This window comes from Peribacillus sp. NPDC097284, from assembly GCF_044761765.1.
Lineage (GTDB): Bacteria > Bacillota > Bacilli > Bacillales > DSM-1321 > Peribacillus.
The window spans coordinates 148,989-167,172 of the sequence record NZ_JBIWCZ010000005.1 but is presented as its reverse complement, the minus strand read 5'-3'; the positions used below and the strand labels follow the sequence as shown (position 1 = coordinate 167,172).

General features: G+C 34.5%; 21 protein-coding genes and 1 pseudogene. 15 read left to right on the top strand and 7 right to left on the bottom strand.

The features are described from left to right. Positions 1–67 precede the first annotated feature (67 nt). From ACIQXU_RS12450 to ACIQXU_RS12435, 4 genes are all read left to right on the top strand, one after another. On the top strand, positions 68–286 hold the full coding sequence (locus ACIQXU_RS12450; protein ID WP_402989706.1) for a hypothetical protein: 219 nt from the start codon (positions 68–70) through the stop codon (positions 284–286). A 421-nt stretch (positions 287–707) separates the two neighbouring features. Beyond that, entirely contained in the window at positions 708–1,307 is a 600-nt protein-coding gene (locus ACIQXU_RS12445) for an SCO family protein (protein WP_402989703.1), read from the top strand. A 47-nt stretch (positions 1,308–1,354) separates the two neighbouring features. Beyond that, positions 1,355–2,287, top strand: coding sequence for a hypothetical protein (locus ACIQXU_RS12440; protein WP_402989700.1), 933 nt, complete (start codon positions 1,355–1,357; stop codon positions 2,285–2,287). Positions 2,288–2,479: 192 nt separating this feature from the next. Next, complete coding sequence (locus tag ACIQXU_RS12435; RefSeq protein ID WP_402989698.1) at positions 2,480–3,295, top strand: hypothetical protein; 816 nt, start codon at positions 2,480–2,482, stop codon at positions 3,293–3,295. Positions 3,296–3,672: 377 nt separating this feature from the next. Here ACIQXU_RS12435 and ACIQXU_RS12430 read toward each other — a convergent pair whose 3' ends face one another. Then, positions 3,673–3,918, bottom strand: coding sequence for a hypothetical protein (locus tag ACIQXU_RS12430; RefSeq protein ID WP_402989696.1), 246 nt, complete (start codon positions 3,916–3,918; stop codon positions 3,673–3,675). Positions 3,919–4,115: 197 nt separating this feature from the next. Further along, positions 4,116–4,349: a hypothetical protein gene (locus tag ACIQXU_RS12425; protein ID WP_402989693.1), complete on the bottom strand. Its 234-nt coding sequence runs from the start codon at positions 4,347–4,349 to the stop codon at positions 4,116–4,118. Positions 4,350–4,536: 187 nt separating this feature from the next. Between ACIQXU_RS12425 and ACIQXU_RS12420 the strand changes: the two genes are divergently transcribed. Both ACIQXU_RS12420 and ACIQXU_RS12415 read left to right on the top strand, forming a co-directional pair. After that, entirely contained in the window at positions 4,537–4,953 is a 417-nt protein-coding gene (locus tag ACIQXU_RS12420) for a hypothetical protein (protein WP_402989691.1), read from the top strand. A 20-nt stretch (positions 4,954–4,973) separates the two neighbouring features. Next, positions 4,974–5,435, top strand: coding sequence for a hypothetical protein (locus tag ACIQXU_RS12415; protein ID WP_402989688.1), 462 nt, complete (start codon positions 4,974–4,976; stop codon positions 5,433–5,435). A 277-nt stretch (positions 5,436–5,712) separates the two neighbouring features. On the opposite strand, the gene ACIQXU_RS12410 is transcribed toward ACIQXU_RS12415, so the two are convergent. Continuing rightward, the gene (locus tag ACIQXU_RS12410) at positions 5,713–6,219 is read right to left on the bottom strand and encodes a C39 family peptidase (RefSeq protein WP_402989820.1); all 507 of its coding nucleotides are present in this window, start codon (positions 6,217–6,219) and stop codon (positions 5,713–5,715) included. A 321-nt stretch (positions 6,220–6,540) separates the two neighbouring features. Between ACIQXU_RS12410 and ACIQXU_RS12405 the strand changes: the two are divergent. After that, positions 6,541–6,822 (top strand): annotated as a pseudogene (locus ACIQXU_RS12405) (transposase); the annotation flags it as partial. A 438-nt stretch (positions 6,823–7,260) separates the two neighbouring features. Continuing rightward, a complete protein-coding gene (gene truA, locus ACIQXU_RS12400) occupies positions 7,261–7,998 on the top strand; it encodes a tRNA pseudouridine(38-40) synthase TruA (RefSeq protein ID WP_402989683.1) in 738 nt (245 codons plus the stop codon). A gap of 67 nt (positions 7,999–8,065) precedes the next feature. On the opposite strand, the gene ACIQXU_RS12395 is transcribed toward truA, so the two are convergent. After that, positions 8,066–8,383 carry an iron-sulfur cluster biosynthesis family protein gene (locus ACIQXU_RS12395; protein WP_402989680.1) on the bottom strand — a complete coding sequence of 106 codons (318 nt, stop codon included), beginning with the start codon at positions 8,381–8,383 and terminating at the stop codon, positions 8,066–8,068. 443 nt (positions 8,384–8,826) lie between these two features. On the opposite strand from ACIQXU_RS12395, the gene ACIQXU_RS12390 reads away from it, so the two are divergent. Together ACIQXU_RS12390 and ACIQXU_RS12385 are read left to right on the top strand one after the other, a co-directional pair. Further along, positions 8,827–9,036: a hypothetical protein gene (locus ACIQXU_RS12390; protein WP_402872441.1), complete on the top strand. Its 210-nt coding sequence runs from the start codon at positions 8,827–8,829 to the stop codon at positions 9,034–9,036. 294 nt (positions 9,037–9,330) lie between these two features. Next, the gene (locus ACIQXU_RS12385) at positions 9,331–10,161 is read left to right on the top strand and encodes a DUF2935 domain-containing protein (protein ID WP_402872444.1); all 831 of its coding nucleotides are present in this window, start codon (positions 9,331–9,333) and stop codon (positions 10,159–10,161) included. Positions 10,162–10,685: 524 nt separating this feature from the next. On the opposite strand, the gene ACIQXU_RS12380 is transcribed toward ACIQXU_RS12385, so the two are convergent. Both ACIQXU_RS12380 and ACIQXU_RS12375 read right to left on the bottom strand, forming a co-directional pair. Then, a complete protein-coding gene (locus ACIQXU_RS12380) occupies positions 10,686–12,113 on the bottom strand; it encodes an aldehyde dehydrogenase family protein (protein ID WP_402989677.1) in 1,428 nt (475 codons plus the stop codon). A gap of 267 nt (positions 12,114–12,380) precedes the next feature. After that, positions 12,381–12,725: a DUF6176 family protein gene (locus ACIQXU_RS12375; RefSeq protein WP_402989674.1), complete on the bottom strand. Its 345-nt coding sequence runs from the start codon at positions 12,723–12,725 to the stop codon at positions 12,381–12,383. A 323-nt stretch (positions 12,726–13,048) separates the two neighbouring features. Between ACIQXU_RS12375 and ACIQXU_RS12370 the strand changes: the two genes are divergently transcribed. Beyond that, positions 13,049–14,518 (top strand): MFS transporter, encoded by a 1,470-nt coding sequence (locus ACIQXU_RS12370; RefSeq protein ID WP_402989672.1) that lies wholly within the window; start codon positions 13,049–13,051, stop codon positions 14,516–14,518. Positions 14,519–14,655: 137 nt separating this feature from the next. After that, positions 14,656–15,048 (top strand): large conductance mechanosensitive channel protein MscL, encoded by a 393-nt coding sequence (mscL, locus tag ACIQXU_RS12365; protein WP_402959683.1) that lies wholly within the window; start codon positions 14,656–14,658, stop codon positions 15,046–15,048. Between the two features lie 158 nt (positions 15,049–15,206). Here the strand turns inward: mscL and ACIQXU_RS12360 are convergent, their stop codons facing one another. Continuing rightward, on the bottom strand, positions 15,207–15,746 hold the full coding sequence (locus ACIQXU_RS12360; RefSeq protein WP_402959681.1) for a helix-turn-helix domain-containing protein: 540 nt from the start codon (positions 15,744–15,746) through the stop codon (positions 15,207–15,209). Positions 15,747–15,892: 146 nt separating this feature from the next. On the opposite strand from ACIQXU_RS12360, the gene ACIQXU_RS12355 reads away from it, so the two are divergent. The 3 genes from ACIQXU_RS12355 to ACIQXU_RS12345 are packed head-to-tail and all read left to right on the top strand — an operon-like array spanning position 15,893 to position 17,819. After that, a complete protein-coding gene (locus ACIQXU_RS12355) occupies positions 15,893–16,132 on the top strand; it encodes a PLD nuclease N-terminal domain-containing protein (protein ID WP_402989670.1) in 240 nt (79 codons plus the stop codon). After that, on the top strand, positions 16,129–17,034 hold the full coding sequence (locus ACIQXU_RS12350; RefSeq protein ID WP_402989668.1) for an ABC transporter ATP-binding protein: 906 nt from the start codon (positions 16,129–16,131) through the stop codon (positions 17,032–17,034). Before ACIQXU_RS12355 ends, ACIQXU_RS12350 begins: the two co-directional genes overlap by 4 nt. Continuing rightward, complete coding sequence (locus ACIQXU_RS12345; RefSeq protein ID WP_402989667.1) at positions 17,031–17,819, top strand: ABC transporter permease; 789 nt, start codon at positions 17,031–17,033, stop codon at positions 17,817–17,819. Before ACIQXU_RS12350 ends, ACIQXU_RS12345 begins: the two co-directional genes overlap by 4 nt. Positions 17,820–18,184: the final 365 nt, after the last annotated feature.

The following is an 18,184-nucleotide window of genomic DNA, read 5'->3' as shown; positions in this document are numbered from 1 at the left end:
TGCGAAAACGTTTATCGCAACATTCCCGATTATCACAACAATCGCAATGGTTATGGTGATCGCAGTCGTGTTTATCGCAGTCGTGCTTATGACAGTCGTGCTTATCGCAGTCGTGCTTATGACAGTCGTGCTTATCGCAGTCGTGCTTATGACAGTCGTGCTTATCGCAGTCGTGCTTATGACAGTCACATTTTTTACAGTTGCGTTTATTGCAGTTGCATTCGCGATGTATACTCATTTATTTTCTTCCTTTCTAATATTCTTTTTAATTACAGCGTTGAATTAAAGGAGTTAGTAAACAAACTTTTCTGATTGGGCAAGATTCCTTGGGCTGAATTTCAAAAAACTCATCAAAAATGCACAATACAGGTTTCTTGATACAACAGCAGCTGGATTGGCATGAGCAATTGTTATGGTTTCTGAAATTATTTTTGCAGTGATGCTGTATAAAAGCCTGGCGGACTGCCTCATTACAGCAATGACAATCTTCAAGGTTCGCCATTTATATATCTCCTTTCATGAAGGTATTCCCATTTTATGCTTGTCCGTGACATTTGAAATGTGCATTAGCCTTTTTGAAAAAATTTCCGATTGAAATTGTATGTTTGTCCTATTTTTTAGTAACCGTTAGGAATCAGAAACATAAAATGATTTATTAGAAACATAATATTTTTATTGACGAACCGTTAATAGGGTGGTGTAGATAGATGAGAGATAAATTGAAATTGTTAACTATTTTTATTTGTTTCATTAGTCTTTTAGTTTTTTTCTTTTTATTATTTATATTTCGAGATAACAATGAAATACCTGTCTTGGATAAAGTAGATCCTTTTGTTATGAATACTATTACAGGTGAACAGTACAATTTAGATAATAATAAAGTGAAATTAGTAACTTTTTTCTATACACAATGCCCTGATATCTGTCCAATGACTATGAATGATTTAAAAGACTTACAGCTTCAACTTCAAAAGGAAGAGTTATTCGGAACGAAAGTGGAACTACTTTCTATTACTTTAGATCCAGAGAATGATAGCAATGAGGTTATTAGTGACTATGCAAAAGCATTCGATGCAAACGATGATGGCTGGAAGTTTATGAGGGGGTCCACAGATGAGACGAAAGAAGTTGCAGGCATATTTAAAATGAAATATAAAAAAGTAAGTGGCGACTTTATTTCTCATAATACCGTAATGTATTTAATGGATGAGAAAAATAGAATTCGTGGAATATTTGATATGGCAAATACAAAAAAGGCTATAGATAAAGAAGAAATTATGGAAACAATTAGAAAATTAACTGAATAATAAAATACTAATAGAAAAACTTATTTCTCTTGAAGGGAGGTGATACAGTGATTAATAATAACAGTGAATTTTGTTGTCCAGAATTTGTTCCTCCAGGTGCGTGTGATGACTTTTGTATTCCGGAAGATTGTTGCCCCCTACGTTTAGATACTCCTAAATATCCTTCCCCAACTTCATGTCTTCCCGAAGAGCAAACTATGGAGCTTGATAGACGGATTGATGCTGCAAATGAATTGCTTCTGAATTTTGGTTTATCAAATGAACAGTCAAAATTAGGGAAGATGAGATCACTTGAAGGCCTAATCGAACAATTGGTTGAAATTGAGTTAGATTGTGAAGAAGCAGAGGAAGAAATAGAGGTAAGTAAACCGACGTTGAAAATGACTTCGATTAAAGCCATTAAGGGTGTAGAGAAAAGGAATCAAAAAATATGGAGATGGAGAAAAAAGGTAGGTAAAATCCAAAAGAAACCACGTGTAGGAAAAAGGACTAATATTAAAAAGGTCTCTAAAAGAAAGAAGAAAGAAGTCGTAAACAAGAAAAAAGTAATTGAGAGGGATAATATAAAAATTTGTGGTGTCGTTTGCTTTGTTGGTCGGGATTTTGTTGTGTTAAGACAAAGCAACGAACAAATCATCATTCCATTATTAAAAATTATCTCTTTAAAAACGGATAGTCGTATTGTACAACCTTTGAATGAACCAGATTTGTTAGATATAGACCCTTGCCTTCGTAGGTCACTAACCTTTAATTTTGGAGAAACAGTCTCCTGCTCACCAGAATTGATCGATATCTTTTTCAAAACCACGTTAGCTATTTTTTTATTAACGGTTTTGCATAAGAATTTGAAAATCAAGATTAATGATGAAGAATTTGAAGGGACTTTAGTGGAAGTAACGAATGAATCAATGTTGATCTCTTTGTGTAATGAGAAAGAAATGGACATACCTTTCCCTTCCATCTGTTTTATCACCATATAGTACGACAAGTCATTTTCTTGTTAGATAAGAATTAGCTGAGAATACCAAAATTGCACAAAAAATAATACTGTGAAAAAGCCGGAATATGGTGATATCCGGCTTTATTTTATATAAATATTACTTTCTTTTATGTTCCCGTTGAAATAGTCTTCTCATATATTATAATAAACGGCAAGAGGAGAGAAATAAGTAGTGAAACCTTCATATGTAAAACGAAATTCTCCCCCTAAGTTATATTTAGATATGGGGATGTCTTATTCCTCGAATCAACAATGTTATCATTCAAATTATAATACTGAATTTCAAAAAAAACTAACAAAACTTAATAATAAATTAGAGAGTAATGATGAAGTAATTTCCAATCTATCCGAGCAAGTTATAGAATTCCAAAGAAACCAAACAAAACTTAATAATAAATTAGAAAGTAAAAATGAAATGATTTCCAATCTATCCGAGCAAGTTATAGAATTCCAAAGAAACCAAACAAAACTTAATAATAAATTAGAAAGTAAAAATGAAATTTCTAATCTATCCGAGCAAGTTATAGAATTCCAAAGAAACCAAACAAAACTTAATAATAAATTAGAGAGTAATAATGAAATAATTTTTATTCTATCCGAGCAAGTTATAGAATTCCAAAGAAAACTAAAGGAGCTTAGTGATGGATTGGATAATAATAACAAAACGATTCCTATGTTCTCTAAGCAACTTAATGTGTGCTTAGAGCGTTTTCAAGAAATAAAAAGGCAGTTTACCAAGTACGATTCGATCCTATCAGAAGAGCTGTCAACAAGAAATGAGATGTTTCAATATCCTTTTATATCAATTTTAAAAATGTTGCCTAGTAATTATCCTCTTCAAAGTGTTTATGTAAATGGGAAAAAAGAGAGCGTGACAAAATTTTTAAGTTTAAACAATCAAGATAAACTTGTTTTTTTTCTTGATAATGAAAATGTAAAAACTTTCGAGTGTTCTACTATAGATGGGATTGTATGGGGAGATGAATAGTAGTTGGTATTATAGGATTCGTCAGATAACTTTGAACACTTTTGGCTGAATTAGAGTGGCCACTTTACCGGAAATTAGAACATGCACAATGTCACTTTACATGGAGCCACTACGGGTAAGATATGAGCCATGAAGCCAGATAAACCAAGGTTTATCAGGCTCAGTTAAAATAGACTATCATGCCCGTCTCTCCAAATAAGGTGAACATCATTACTGGAAAATGGTGTGCATCCTGATTCAGCATTTTCAGGTAAGAAAGTGTTTATTTCTACTTGGCGGTTACACTATGTTTAAAGTATAAAAAGTAAAGGGTTCCTAGTCTTTATAGTTATAAAAGACAAATTATATTGAATCTAGAAATCCTATAATTTGAATAATCAGTAACACCCTTTTTCTGGTTCTTCAGCTTGTCTAAATGATAAACCATTGATTTGTGCAGTGTCTAATGACACAACATTTCCTTCTGCTCCTACAAAGTTAGCTATCCCAGTATCGCAATTTAGGTATATAAATGTGCTAATTTCTATAGGTAATCCATTCAAATAAATAAGTCCTATAGGATAGTTAACTGGTAAACTCATAAGCAATTTCTTTAATTTATTTGCATCACATTTATTATTCATTAATACTTACCCTCTTTCTTAGTCTTACGTAGTGTAAGACATAGATGAATTCGATTTAGAACTTTTATATAGATACGATTGAAAACGGACAGTGAATTACATGATTACTGTCCGTCCAATTTATTTGTTCTTCGACTGTATTACTAAAATAAATACAGCTGCATCACGATAAGGAGATTTTGTTCGAGCTTAAGCTACTATTCTTCTTCTGGTGCTTCTGCAGCTTCACCAAAAGAAACACCATCGATTTTTGCTGTATCTAATACTGTAAGTTGACCTTCAGCATCGATAAAGTAAGCTAATCCTGTATCGTACTGTAGATTTGAGAAGTTAGCAACTTCTACTGGAAAACCATTTAAATAAACAACCCCTATAGGGTAGTTAACAGGAATTCCCTTGAAAAAATCACTGAATTTATTTTTGTCAGACATATTTTCTCCACCTTTTATAATATTATCCTTTTAGTAGGATTAATATAATATATTAAAAGAATAGAATTTTGGTGTGGTCAAGTATAATGAAGTGGATTAAAAATAATTTTTAAAATATTTTTAAAATATTTTTATTATTTGCGCAAATGTCATAATGCTCATCATATGTTATTAAAGAGGTGATGAAATGTCACAATGGTTTGGTATTTTATTGTATGGCAATTTCGTTATTACATTGATTGCTTATATGTATCTTTATAAACGGCGTAAATTGATTGGATTTCATCTGGGAATGAACATTGCTATGATTACTGGAGGAGGATTGGCTTTTGTCACAGGTGTCATTTTAATTAGCCAATACCCATTACATTACATGGAGATTACCGTTGTAGCAACATTAATTGGTATGATCATTGGTAGTTTATTTGGAGGTTTGTTCGATTATCAAACCCTTTTAACCGGTTATATTAATGGACTATTAATGGGAATCATGGCTCCAATGATCGGAGCTGCTGCCTCAGATAGCATTATTTTTATACTATTTCTCGAATTATTTATAATCGGATCATTTGCTATGTTACTGTTGTCCTCAAAATATGCTTAATGAATTGGGGAGGTTTGCAATTGAAGTTTTTTTTGCTCATTATTCTTATTACTAATAGTTTGATTGGTTTCATAAGTTTTCGATTTCTTAACAAATCAAGGCTATTATTCAGTGATCGATTCGGTTTTATTGTAGCGTTTACAGGCAGTGCCGCCTTAGGACTTGTGACCGCCCTTAATCTCTTTTTATTATTTCCTGCTAACTTCGTAGTTATGAGTGTGATAAATATGTTTATTGGAATAGCTATTGGAATGGCATTTGGTGCGATGCTCAATACGCAATCGTTCATAGCTGGTTTTTTTCAGGGGGGAGTTGGAGGGATAATGGGAACAATGATTGGGGCAGTAGCCTTAGATCCTTCTATATGTGGACTTCCATACTCATCGTTAAATGAACAAAATATTCTTTTGTTTTTTGGAATACTTAGCTTTGTCCTTGTGACAATTACTTTCAAAATATTATGTTTTTCTTTAAGGGTATAGATGCAATATAAGTTGAAGTGTTGTTTAAGATATCTACATGAAGGGTGTGGCACTGATTAGTATTTAGGTCCCGACTTGGTTTTCAATAATTGTTCTAGTTCATATGGACCCTACTTAATTAATTGAAATGCTTAGATTGGATGATGGAGAAGAAAAAATATGCATTCAATAAGAGAAGACTTCATTTCAAATACAAAAAAAGAAGTGTTAGTTCATTAGTGATATGATAAGGTTTGTTTACCCAGTGCTTCCTAATAATGGATGAAGATTTCTTTGTTTACCTTTTGTGCTTTTTACCGCTTAAAGGGTCATTTATATAAACATAATCACCCTCAAAACCAACGAGTGCTACAGCATGGAAATATAGTGGAGTTACGATTTCTTTGCTATCGCATCTCCAGGACTCCCATCTATCGGGTGTTTTATAATCTCCTGTAGTCGCAACCACTATAGGTTTTTTCATTTGTACTTGATTTAGTACATCATTGAAGGATTCTCCTGTTAGATTCATTGTGCGATGTGGTAGATATTGTTTTATTAAATCTTGAAATGGTTCAACATAGATTGCACATCCCTTAGTTTTTCCAGTAATATCTCCAACAAATCCTTTATTAGGATCACCCCAACGGACAATATCTCCCTCCTTATTCGTAAAAAGTGGTTCGTTATCTTTTTTGATTTTGTCAGCTAATTGCATTTTATCAACTTTTATTCCAGCAAACTGTAGAAACATAGCTAAGCTTGTAACTTCACAGCCGTATTTAAGTTCAGGGTTTTGTGATATTAATGGTACATCCAGAATGATTTTTTGGATTTTGAAACAGCTTAAATTGGCTGTGTATGTTGCTGTTCAATATTCTTAATCTCCACACTAGATGTAGGCTGTTTATCCAGTGGTTGCTTCTCTGAACAACCAAATAAAAGTGTAAAAAGGAGCATTCATGTTAGAAGCTTTGATTAAGTCCGTATAATTGTGTAAAAAAAGAGAGTCATTTTATCCGCTCTTGGAAACAATGGTTTCTACCCGAAATAACATTAAAAAGAGGAATAAAATGAATCAGTTAAAGTTTAGTTTTACCTTGATGACGATCTTTTAAAAGTATCCATTTTGAATTCTAATCTTGATACCGTGATTAAATCAGCGGTTGTGTTGATCTTAAATGAGTCTATAGAGAAAGAGAGAGATAACTATCTACAAGTATCATCTTATGAGCGCTCTACCGAGTGTCAGGATTATCGGAATGGCTATTATGAACGTGACTTTACGATGAGTATTGGCAAGATTAAATTGAAGGTACCCATAACACGTAATGGAGACTTTTTCCCTTCTGTTTTTGAAAAATATGACCGGTGTAATCAAGCACTCGTTCTTTCCATGTTGGAGGTATGTTTTTAATACAATAAACTATGGGTGAGCTACTCTCATTTATATTTCTTTGGTTCGTGCTACAACATAATGTTTTTTGAATATTCTGTTTATTTGCATGGCGTTAGTCCCTTTGGTACACTATCCAGAAGTACTTTTCAGTTTAGTTACTGGGATTTATTATAGCATTGCATAAATTAGATGTATGACCTTTACATAAATCATGTATCAGTACTTGTAAGCAGTGTGGAGCTCTCGAAACATAAAAATGGGGAGCAGGAAAATTTTCTCGAAAATATTTTAGAGTTGTACAAAAACATTACAATTAACAATTTGCTGTGTTACTAATAATGAAAAATCATTCGTTCCCTCATGCTGCAAGATTTGCGTGAGGGGCTTGTATTTTATCTGGGATTTTCTTTGAAGATTATCTATTAGTAATAAAATAAGGAGGAAAAAATGAATAATTATAAATTGACCATTCAATATGATGGCGGGCGCTACCAGGGATGGCAACGACTCGGTGATAGTGAAAATACGATTCAGGGGAAAATAGAAAATGTATTAACGGAAATGGTAGGGGAACCGATTGAAATCATTGGATGCAGCAGAACGGATTCCGGTGTACATGCGCTTTCTCAAATAGCCAATTTTAAGATGAATTTAAATATGACTGAATCTGATGTCATGAACTATTTGAATAGATATTTACCACGAGATATCAGTATTGTGGAGGTTACATTGGTTCCTGAACGTTTTCATGCCCGTTATAATGTGAAGGATAAGACCTACTTGTATAAGATCTGGAACGAACCATATACAAATCCATTCATGCGAAAGTACAGTATGCATGTTGAGGAAAACCTCAATATACCAAGCATGATAGAAGGTAGTCAATACTTTATAGGCAGCCACGATTTTACGGCTTATTCAAATGCAAAGTCAAAGAAGAAATCCATGGTGCGTGAAATATATTCTATTGATATAGAAGAAATTGCAGGCTTCATCGAAGTTAGAGTGCGAGGTAACGGTTTCCTTTATAATATGGTTAGAAAGATTGTCGGCACGTTAATAGAAGTTGGGCTGGATGAAATAGATGCTAAGAATATACCAAGTATTATAGAATCGAAAGAAAGAATCCAAACGGGTCGTATGGCAGACCCAGCTGGGTTGTACTTGGAAACTGTAGAGTTTTAAAACAGACCAACGACAAGATTAAACTCAAAAAACCAACTGAAATTGAAGTTGGTTTTTTTTGAGTTATTTATTCATTTACTCTCTTCAATTGGAGATTATATCTCAAAGTTTCTTCGTCTGAATATAGTTTATATCCAAGACTATCACTGTAGCTAAGAAATACTTTATTCGGTAAATGCTTTTTGGATTCACTTGATATTAATATAGGCACTCCATCGATTATGAATTTCTCATCTTCTTCTGTTTGATTATCAATTTTCAGTTCGTGTTCCACATAAATAGAACAGCTTCTAAGGTAGATGGCTTCGATTCGTATACCTTCGTTCTCTTTATAATCCACTTTTCTTAATTGTTCTACTGCTTCCTTTTTAAGCTCAATATGCATTTAACAACACTCCAGTTAAAAATTATTTATCATGAATATCAATACAAAGAAAATTATAAACGACTGGTTAAACATTCTATTCATTCATATACCCAATTGTTTATAAACTAATGTGTCCATTAAATGTTAAATGAAGAGATATCTTATGTAAAAGCTGCCTAGATAAAATCCCCCTAGTTACCCATTAAAAAAAGGGCTAAAGAGTAAGTGGCAAAATAGTAGAGGCTGACAATTCTACTCTTTGGAGGATGTTAGCCTTCTACCTTCAGAATGAAAGGGGTTCATATACTTTAAAATATGAAAGAGCTATGTGTTATATGATAAAAGTAATGCTATAATAGGGTACTCAAGTAGATTGGGTAGCCTTTTACCTACATTGAAAGGGAATTATCCGAAACTTCTTCCTTTGTTTAATTCGGAAACACTATCGGAGGTGTGTTAATATGAATAAAAAATGGACTATTGAAAATATCCGTGACTATGTCACGAAGAATTCCGATAGTGAATTACTTTCTACTGAATATCTTGGGTACTCTCAAAAACTACAGTTTAAATGTTCATGCGGAAATATCTTTGAAAAATCTTTCACTAAATTTAAAGGGAGCAATCAGAGAAGTTGTTCAGATTGTTCAGCTCCTAAACCTTCACGTTGAATTTTAGGGAATAAATCACTAAGGAATATTCAAATCCTGCCGTAACCAAATCGGAAAAGTCGTTCAACATGCTGAGAAATCAGTAGTTGAGCGACTTTTTTTATTAATTATGACTGTTGAACATACAAGCCTCTCATTCGAAATCTTGTAGAATTCAGGCCATTATAGGGCTGCCAATTCGAGGCCTTTTGAATGTACAATCATAAATTTTATCCAGGCTGGCAGTATTTTTATGAACACTTGCTAATACAATATTAAAGGTATTTTATTTATGCATGATATTGGGGGCATAGTATGAATTGGAATGAAAACTCACAAGGTTCAAATATGGGAACAGCTACAGGAATGTTTGTTGCACGGTCTTTAGATGAAATTCGCTTTTGGTCTAGAATTATGAAGGAACACTCTTTATTTCTTAGATTGGGTTTTAGATGTGACGATACACAGTTAATTGAAGAAGCAAATCAGTATTATCAATTGTTTGAAAAAGTTGAGCAACAATCACATTCTTTTACAAATCAAACCGATCCAGAACAAATTAAAAGGTTTAATTCGGAAGTTCAACAGGCTGCGACAGGTATATTTGCCTTTAAGAGGAAAGTGTTAGGACTGATACTAACCGGTCAATTACCAGGAGCAAACAATTTCCCGCTTTTAGTGGACCATACAAGTCGAGAAGCAAATTATTTTAGAAAACGGTTAATTGAATTAAATGAAGGGAAGTTGAAACCACTTCCTGATGCAATAATCAAAGAGAATGTTTTTTTCTTAAGAATTATGGCCGATCATGCCAAATTCATTGGACATCTCCTTGATCCATCGGAAAGAAAGCTTGTGGATATGGCAAGGGAGTTTAGCAATGATTTTGATCAATTGTTGTTTCAGGCTACAGACTTAGAGTCTATGAAACCACAATCAAAGACCGGTCCTCTTTTAGATCAGTTTCTTGATCAGAATAGGGTATCTGTAGTTTCGCTTCGAGATTTCAAGAAAACAGCTCGGGATCTAATTGAGGAATGTAAAATTAAGAGCATTATCCATCCTTTATTAGCAGACCATGTTTTCCGTGAAGCTGAAAGATTTCTTGAAATTATTGACATGTTCGAAGCACATCTTACAAAGTAATTAACTGCGAAAAGATTGATGAAGCAAGTGCTATAGTGTTACAGGTCAATGCGCTGGATCAAACATTGATTATTAATAATACAGTATGTTAACTAAAGGAACCATCTTTGAATTATCTAAATCAAAAAGCAAAAATCTTAAATCCAATTAATTTAAAATAAAATTAGTTTGACACGTAGGGCTAGGGCTTCATATTAAAAAGGGATAGTCTCTCAACTTTGAGAGGCTATCCCTTTTTTTGCATAATTAAGATTTTTATTGAAGTCTATTAGCTTGGTCGGGCATTCAAAAATATTACATGCCTTTTGGTCGAACTTTCAGGTATCGTTGAAAGTAGATGTAGGGAAACCAATGTATAGATTGCCATCAAAGTGTAATCATTCATTGCTACTACTATAGTAAATCAGATTTATCTGGATAGATATAGGAAATAAATTGGTTGAGATGTGGGCATTTATAAGGAAGTATTATGTTTAATTCCATCATAGTTAAAGGGTGCCCGACAAGGACACCCACATAAACCCTTAAGAGGGCATACCTATAATAGCTTTCGGTTCTAGGAATTCCTCAATTCCATAATCACCCCATTCACGACCGATTCCTGACTGTTTGAAACCGCCGAATGGAGCAGAGAAGTCTGTTTTTGGATTGTTGACCGTGATTTGGCCGGCCCGAATGTTTGAAGCCACTTTGAACAATTCATCTGGATTTTGACCGAATACATACCCGGCTAAACCATATTTTGTGTCATTGGCTATTTCGATGGCTTCATCGATGGTTTCATAAGTCAGTATGGACATGACAGGTCCAAAGATTTCTTCTTGGGCAATGGTCATGTCGTTTTTTACATTAGTGAAAACGGTGATTTGTGAGAAATATCCTTTATCAAGTCCTTCTGGTTTTCCTGGCCCACCAGCGACAAGAGTGGCTCCTTCTTCTGTACCTTTATTTATATAAGACTGAACAGTTTCCCATTGCTCTTTAGAAACTTGTGGTCCCATGAAGGTATTTTTATCTTGTGGATCGCCTACGGAAAAATCAGGAAGTGCTTCTTTGACGGCTTCAATGAATTCATCATGCATCGATTTTGGAATGATGGTCCGTGTTGCCGCTGTACAAACTTGTCCGGTATTCATCGCAACATTTAAAATGGCTGTTCGTGCCGCATCTTTAACATTTGCGTCTTTTAAAACAACTAACGGAGATTTCCCTCCAAGTTCAAGTGATACTTTCTTTATATCTTGAGCCGCATTTTCCATGATTTTCGCACCCACGGGACCAGAACCGGTGAAGGAAACGAAATCAATACCTGGATGAGAACTGATGGCGTCCCCAATGGTTGAGCCGGCCCCATTTACTAAATTGAATACCCCTTTAGGTAATCCGGCTTTATCAAAAATCTCTGCTAGGATGATTGCCGCAAATGGTGTCATGGCGGCAGGTTTTAGTACGACCGTGCTACCTGCAGCAAATGCACTTGCTAGTTTGGTAGAGGGTTGATTTGTCGGGAAATTCCAGGGGGTAATAAGACCGGCAACGCCAATTGCTTCTTTTTTGATTAAGGTGTTTCCTCTTTGTTCAGTAAACTCGAAGGTTTTAAGGAGTTCAGCCGCTTTTTTAAAATGCTGTAAGCCCATCTCGTACTGAATCTGTTCACTACGAGTAATAGGAGAACCTAACTCTTCGGTTATAACTTTAACAAGATCATCTTTCCGGTTTTCATATTCTTTAGCAATATTCTCTAAAAGTTTAATTCTGTCTTCTATATCCATTCTAGAGAAGGAGGGGAAGGCAGCACGTGCTGCTTCAACTGCACGATCGACATCCTCTTTAGAACCAGCACTAATTTTCCCGATGACTTTTTCTGTAGCTGGGTTAATAACTTCAATCGTTTCTGTACTTGTGGAATCCACCCATTCACCATTAATATATTGTTGTATATAGTTATGCATTATTCCAGCTCCTTTTCTTCATTTATATTAGGTTTTTTCCCTGTATAATGAAGAGTAAACGTTATAATTACTTGTAACTGGATAGGATAGTTGAAAATGGGTTTAGGTACCAATTAATCTTAAATGATGTATCATATGGAAATTTAAATTTAAAATTCATAAACCTAAAATTATGTTTTCAAGCGGTGATAGGCAAGGTTTGATAGTTTTACTGCTTCCAATAAAATAGGGGGTGTGAAATACAAAAAAGACCTCAAAAAATTGAGGTCATTTCATAATTTCCCTTATATTAGTAGGGATCATCACTACTTCGGTTTTTAAATCGACCGGCCTAAATGTTTCATCGATACATTCTTTCCAATACTCTACATGTTTTTTATCTATCCAGTGATCTGAATCGTTCACTTCGAGACCATTATCACCTTGGACAGAGTACCAATATAGATATTCCTCACCATTTAGAATCTCTCTAAATATCGTTTCTACATACATCTTTTCACCTTCAAGCGTTATCAGCACATCATTCATATTTTCATTAAGAAACGTTAACCATTCATCTACTTGTTCTGATTTTCCTTCCTTCACTCTAAATCTTGTAAGTTCTACATTCATGCATATCCTCCATAAAATTTGATAACTTATCTACGTTACATATTTTATATAGTTTTGAAATAAATAACAATGTTCAGTTCTACAGTGTATGATTATATATAAGGAACGATAGTATCTATCCATATAGTGTGATTTGAAGTTTTAACCGATTCCTTTCATTTTAATAATATAATAATACGTAGTTTCGTTTTAAATGTATCTTTATAGAACCTATAAGCACTCTTATTCAAATATTAATCTAATTAAGATATGATTATAGTAAAATTACTGTATACCTGTATAAATTAAGAAAAGAAACTATTTTAATGATAAGGAGAGCTAAAATGCGTCGTTCACCTATAGATTATTTACGCATAGCAGGAATCTTGGATGGTATTTCATTACTGACGTTATTACTTATTGCTATGCCACTAAAATATTTTGCTGATTTACCGCTTGCAGTGACGATTAATGGTAGTATACACGGGGGTATTTTCCTCTTGTATATTGGAAGCATTCTATATGCAGCTATTCGCATCCAGTGGTCGATTAGTTGGTCACTTGCCGCTGTATTTGTCGCTTTTATTCCATTTGGGAATTTTATCTTTGACGTTTATTTAAAAAAAGTGAAAGATCGCTACCCTGTTAAGCCTTTCCGAATGTCATGGATTATCTATAGCATTATATTCTTTTCATTTATAGACTTATTTGCTCAGCTTCCGGTCATGAGTACATTTGCGAAGTCAGTAGGGGCGAGTGCATTTATTGCAGGCATTGTGGTCGGTTTATATTCTTTTACGAACTCATTTGGCAATATCACATCGGGAATATTAACGGATAAAATTGGTCCACTCTCGATGATGTTATTTGGACTGGCCGCTACGAGTGCATCATTATTTTCTTATCATTTCGTTGATGACCCTCTGACTTTGCTTATTGTTCGATCTCTACACGGCTTTTTTGGTGGCCTAATTGTACCCGCTGCATTTACGCTCCTAGCGAATACAACTGCGCATGATAAACAGGGGAGTAAGAGTGCGGTAACTGGATCATTCGTGGGGATTGCTGCCATTATAGGACCAGCTTTCAGTGGAATAATGGCGAGTAAAACATCCGTTCCGAATGTCTTCACCGTAATAGGCGCACTCGGTGTCTTATTACTTGTTTGCTCTTTTTTATTACGTCAAGTACACGTCAAGAAGCAAGAGAGAGAAGCGTCGCATGTCTCATTCAAGTGGAACCGGGATGTACAAAAAGCATTTATGGGTGCGTTCTTTTTGATGTTTTCCCAAGGGGCATTGGCTTATTTGCTGCCTTTGCATGTAGAAGCACTTGGCTATAGTTCCCGGATGTCCGGTACACTAATGAGCATGTTTGGAATTGTAGCGGTTTTCCTATTTATTTTACCGACAAATCGAGTGTTTAACCGGGTAGATCCTGTGTATACAATGCTTATTGGTGTGGCTGTTTTAGCCATTAGCCAAATGCTGATTGGGCAAATGACGACGACGTTGACATTATATCTTGTAATGATTCTATACGGGATTGGATTCTCAAGTTTATTCCCGTCTATTAATACACTCTTGATACAATCCACGACGCCTGAAACACGTGGACAGGCTTATGGATATTTTTATGCATTTTTCTCTATCGGTGTGGTTGTCGGTTCATCGGTTCTTGGTTTTTTACGGATTGGTATCGCTGGAGGGTTTATGCTCACGGGTGTAGTGCTCACAGGATTTTTTATAGTTGTCCTTTTCGATATTCGAAAAAGGGTAAAGAGCAAGAAAATTTCTGATTTTAGTATGAAATGATTAATGAAAAAGGAATGCAGGATTGTTTTACGTACTTTAGCTTATGCCTTTTTTCTATTGATGCTTCTAGACTTGTTCATTTTTTCGTGTAAATCTGATAAACTTGTAGCACTTATAGATTGAAAGGTGTAGGTATTATGATTAAGGAATTTAGGGAGTTTATTGCTAAAGGCAACGTACTGGATCTGGCTATTGCAGTAGTGATGGGGGCGGCATTTGGAAAAATCGTTTCGTCACTAGTTGAAAATATTATCATGCCGATTGTTGGGATTTTACTAGGGGGAATCAATCTTTCTTCACTGTCCATAACGGTGGGAAGTGCGGTCATTCAATATGGATCGTTTATTCAAGCCGTGATTGATTTCTTGATTATTGCGTTTGCTATTTTCATATTTATGAAGTTGGCAAATTCTATTTTTAGAAAAAAAGAGCAAGAAGAGGTCGTGGTGGAAGCACCAGCAACTGAACAATATTTAAAGGATATCCGTGACCTTTTGCAAAAAAATGTACGCGAGGATGACAGGAGATGAATCTCTTCATTTTCTGAGCACGGTAAGGTTATATAGAAAATAAATAGAATGATAAAGAACATGTCTGGAACAGTCTCGTTCCAGACATGTTCTTTATTTGTGTTCATAGAGGTTTCGGGTTTAAGAAATTATAGACCTTCAATCTTCTGGTCTGATTATTAAGCATCAGGAATAATCGTTACGGCGATTGCCCGAACGGGAGCATCTATTCCATCGCTTACAACCTGATAGTATTTAGTTATTAATTCATTTAATTCATTTTGAAATAGCGTAAAGTTTTCCTCATCCATCTTTAATTCTACTAAAGAAAAGGTAGCGCCATCCTCTAGTTGTTTTTTTTCTTCTAGTTTTTTAAGATAACTTTGATATTGAGTCAGCAATGATAATTGATAATAGGAAAAATAATCAAGCTTCTTCTCACTAGAAACATTTTTCCATTCTTCCACACTAAGTCTGGCCTCGATTTCATTGAGCGCATAATATTTTTCGGAAACGGATTTAACCTTCTTTTCTTTAATCACTCGGATAACATCAGAATCTAGCATGGTCTGTATATGTCTATATAGGGTCGCTTGTGGAACGTTTTTAATGATCTTGACCATTTCCAATGGGGTTAATCCATTGTCTTTATTCCTCATCAACACCTGTGCAATTTTCATTCTTACGGGATGCATTAAAACGTCTACTTTATCAATCATTATATTCTCCTTGTATATTAACTTATGAATTATCTAATTCTTATTATAAATAATGAGAATGAGTATTGCAATTTATTCCTTTTGAGGTTAGCATTGTCATTATCATTAACGATAATGAGATTGGAAAATTGAAAGGAGTGTTGGAAATGAAATTGCATTATGGATTAGATGATTTTAAAGAGATTGATATCATGGCCATTCTGCCCATCATATTACCGGTTATCGCAATAGGTATCCTATTAGTTTCGATTGCATTACTTGATTTATATAAACATAGAAAGACAAGAGAGAACGTACTCATTTGGACATTGATTATTTTGTTTGTTAATACATTTGGACCCATTTTGTACTTTGTATTAGGACGAAAGGATATGGAGAAACCATGAAATTAGAAATCAAGAATGTGACGAAAGCATTTAAAGGAAAAATCGCTGTAAATCATTTTTCGATGGAATTGCAATCGGGGGAATGTGTCGGGTTAATCGGGCCTAATGGTGCTGGTAAATCAACTTTGATTAAAGTGATTTCTGATATTATCGATCCAAATAAAGGTGAAGTCTTGTTGAATGGTATAAAAATATCAAAAATGAAAAAGAAGATTGGTTACTTACCACAGTACCCTAACTTTTTTAATTGGATGTCAGCGAATGAGACCCTTACGTTTATGGGAAAACTTTCAGGTTTGAATAAAAAAGAATTATCACATGCGATACCGGATATTTTGGGGAAAGTCGGCCTAATTGGCGAAGGAAACTCAAAGGTTGGTACATTCTCAGGAGGAATGAAACAACGACTTGGGATCGCACAAGCATTACTGCACAAGCCTTCGCTTATTGTCATGGATGAACCGGTATCCGCATTAGATCCGATCGGCCGAAGAGAAGTGTTAAACCTGATTGAGGAAATCAAAAAGGAGACAACAATTTTATTATCAACCCATATTTTGAGTGACGCGGAAGAAATATGCGAACGATTTGTCATTATAAAAAATGGCACAAAAATTGAAGATACGACAAATACCGAATTAATAAACCGCCACAGTGAAAATAAGGTCTATATCGAAATTGCAGCAAAAGATCAAATGTGGATTGATGTTGTAAAGAAATTACCCTATGTGAATGGAGTAGAGGTCATCGGACATAAAGTGAAAATAAACGTTGAAAATATAGAGGAAAACAAAAAGATGATACTGGAGAATGCAATCGCGCATGATGTGGACATCGTTAAATTCGAAATCCATCATGATACATTAGAAGAAATCTTCTTGAAACTGGTGGTACAGAAATGAATAACTTTCTTGTATTGGTAAAAAAGGAATTTGTTCAAATGATCCGCGAGTATAAAGTGGTTTGGCTACCGATTGTCTTTATTTTCCTTGGAGCTACACAGCCGGTGATCACTTATTACTTGCCATCCATTTTGGAAGCAATTGGAGGTGGTCAGGGAATTACCATTGACCCGAACCTGACCAATCAAAAAGGAGGGGAAGTATTAGCTAGTACGTTAGGATCTCAATTTGATCAACTTGGGCTTATGGTACTTGTCATTTCAATGATGGGAATTATTCAATCAGACAAGGAAAATGGGATGCTATCCTTTATTTTAACACGGCCTGTGTCTGTTATTTCATATATCACTGGAAAGCTTGCTTCCTATTATCTGATAGCGGCTTTTAGTGTAGCCATTGGATACCTCACTTCATTTTTATACGTGAATTTTCTGTTTACAGATGTTCCATTTTCACAGATGATAAGTGGATTATTATTTTACCTTGTTTGGATTCTTTTCATTGTTGCCTTTACCACCATGATTAGTACAATTTTTTCGAGTCAAGGGATAATTGCATTGATTTCTATTGTAGTCCTAATAGGTTGTAGATTGATCGTCGGTTTGAGTCCACTAATCGACCAGTTTAATCCTGCTAGTATGAGTATACATGCCATGGAAACGCTAATCGTGGAATCAGTAAATTCTAACTTGCTAGGAAATCTGCTTGTTACTCTACTTTGGATTTTCCTGATACTCTTTGTCATGATTTATTGGATTGACAAAAAAAAGTTTAATCATGAATAAATACGGTATAATCTGCAATGAAGATTGACTAATAATGAAAGGTTCTTAAAGTAACATCCTATATACGTTCTATCTCTGTTTTTTTAATACCTAATACTCTGGGAGTTGTTTTCCTGGAGTTTTTTAATTTGTTCTTTTTTGAAATAAAAAAAATTATTTTTAATAGTACTATGGAATTATTCAGGTGTATAGATAGGATCAAAGTCAGAAGGGTGAAGAAGTAACGGATAGCTCATACCAAGAATCATTTATGAGAACGGGGTCATTCAGGATTTAAACGTTCAGGAAAAACTACCTATTAAAATGGGTGATGTTTTCCATATCTCAACATTTCATAATGTTAGGTAATCTAACAAGTATATTGT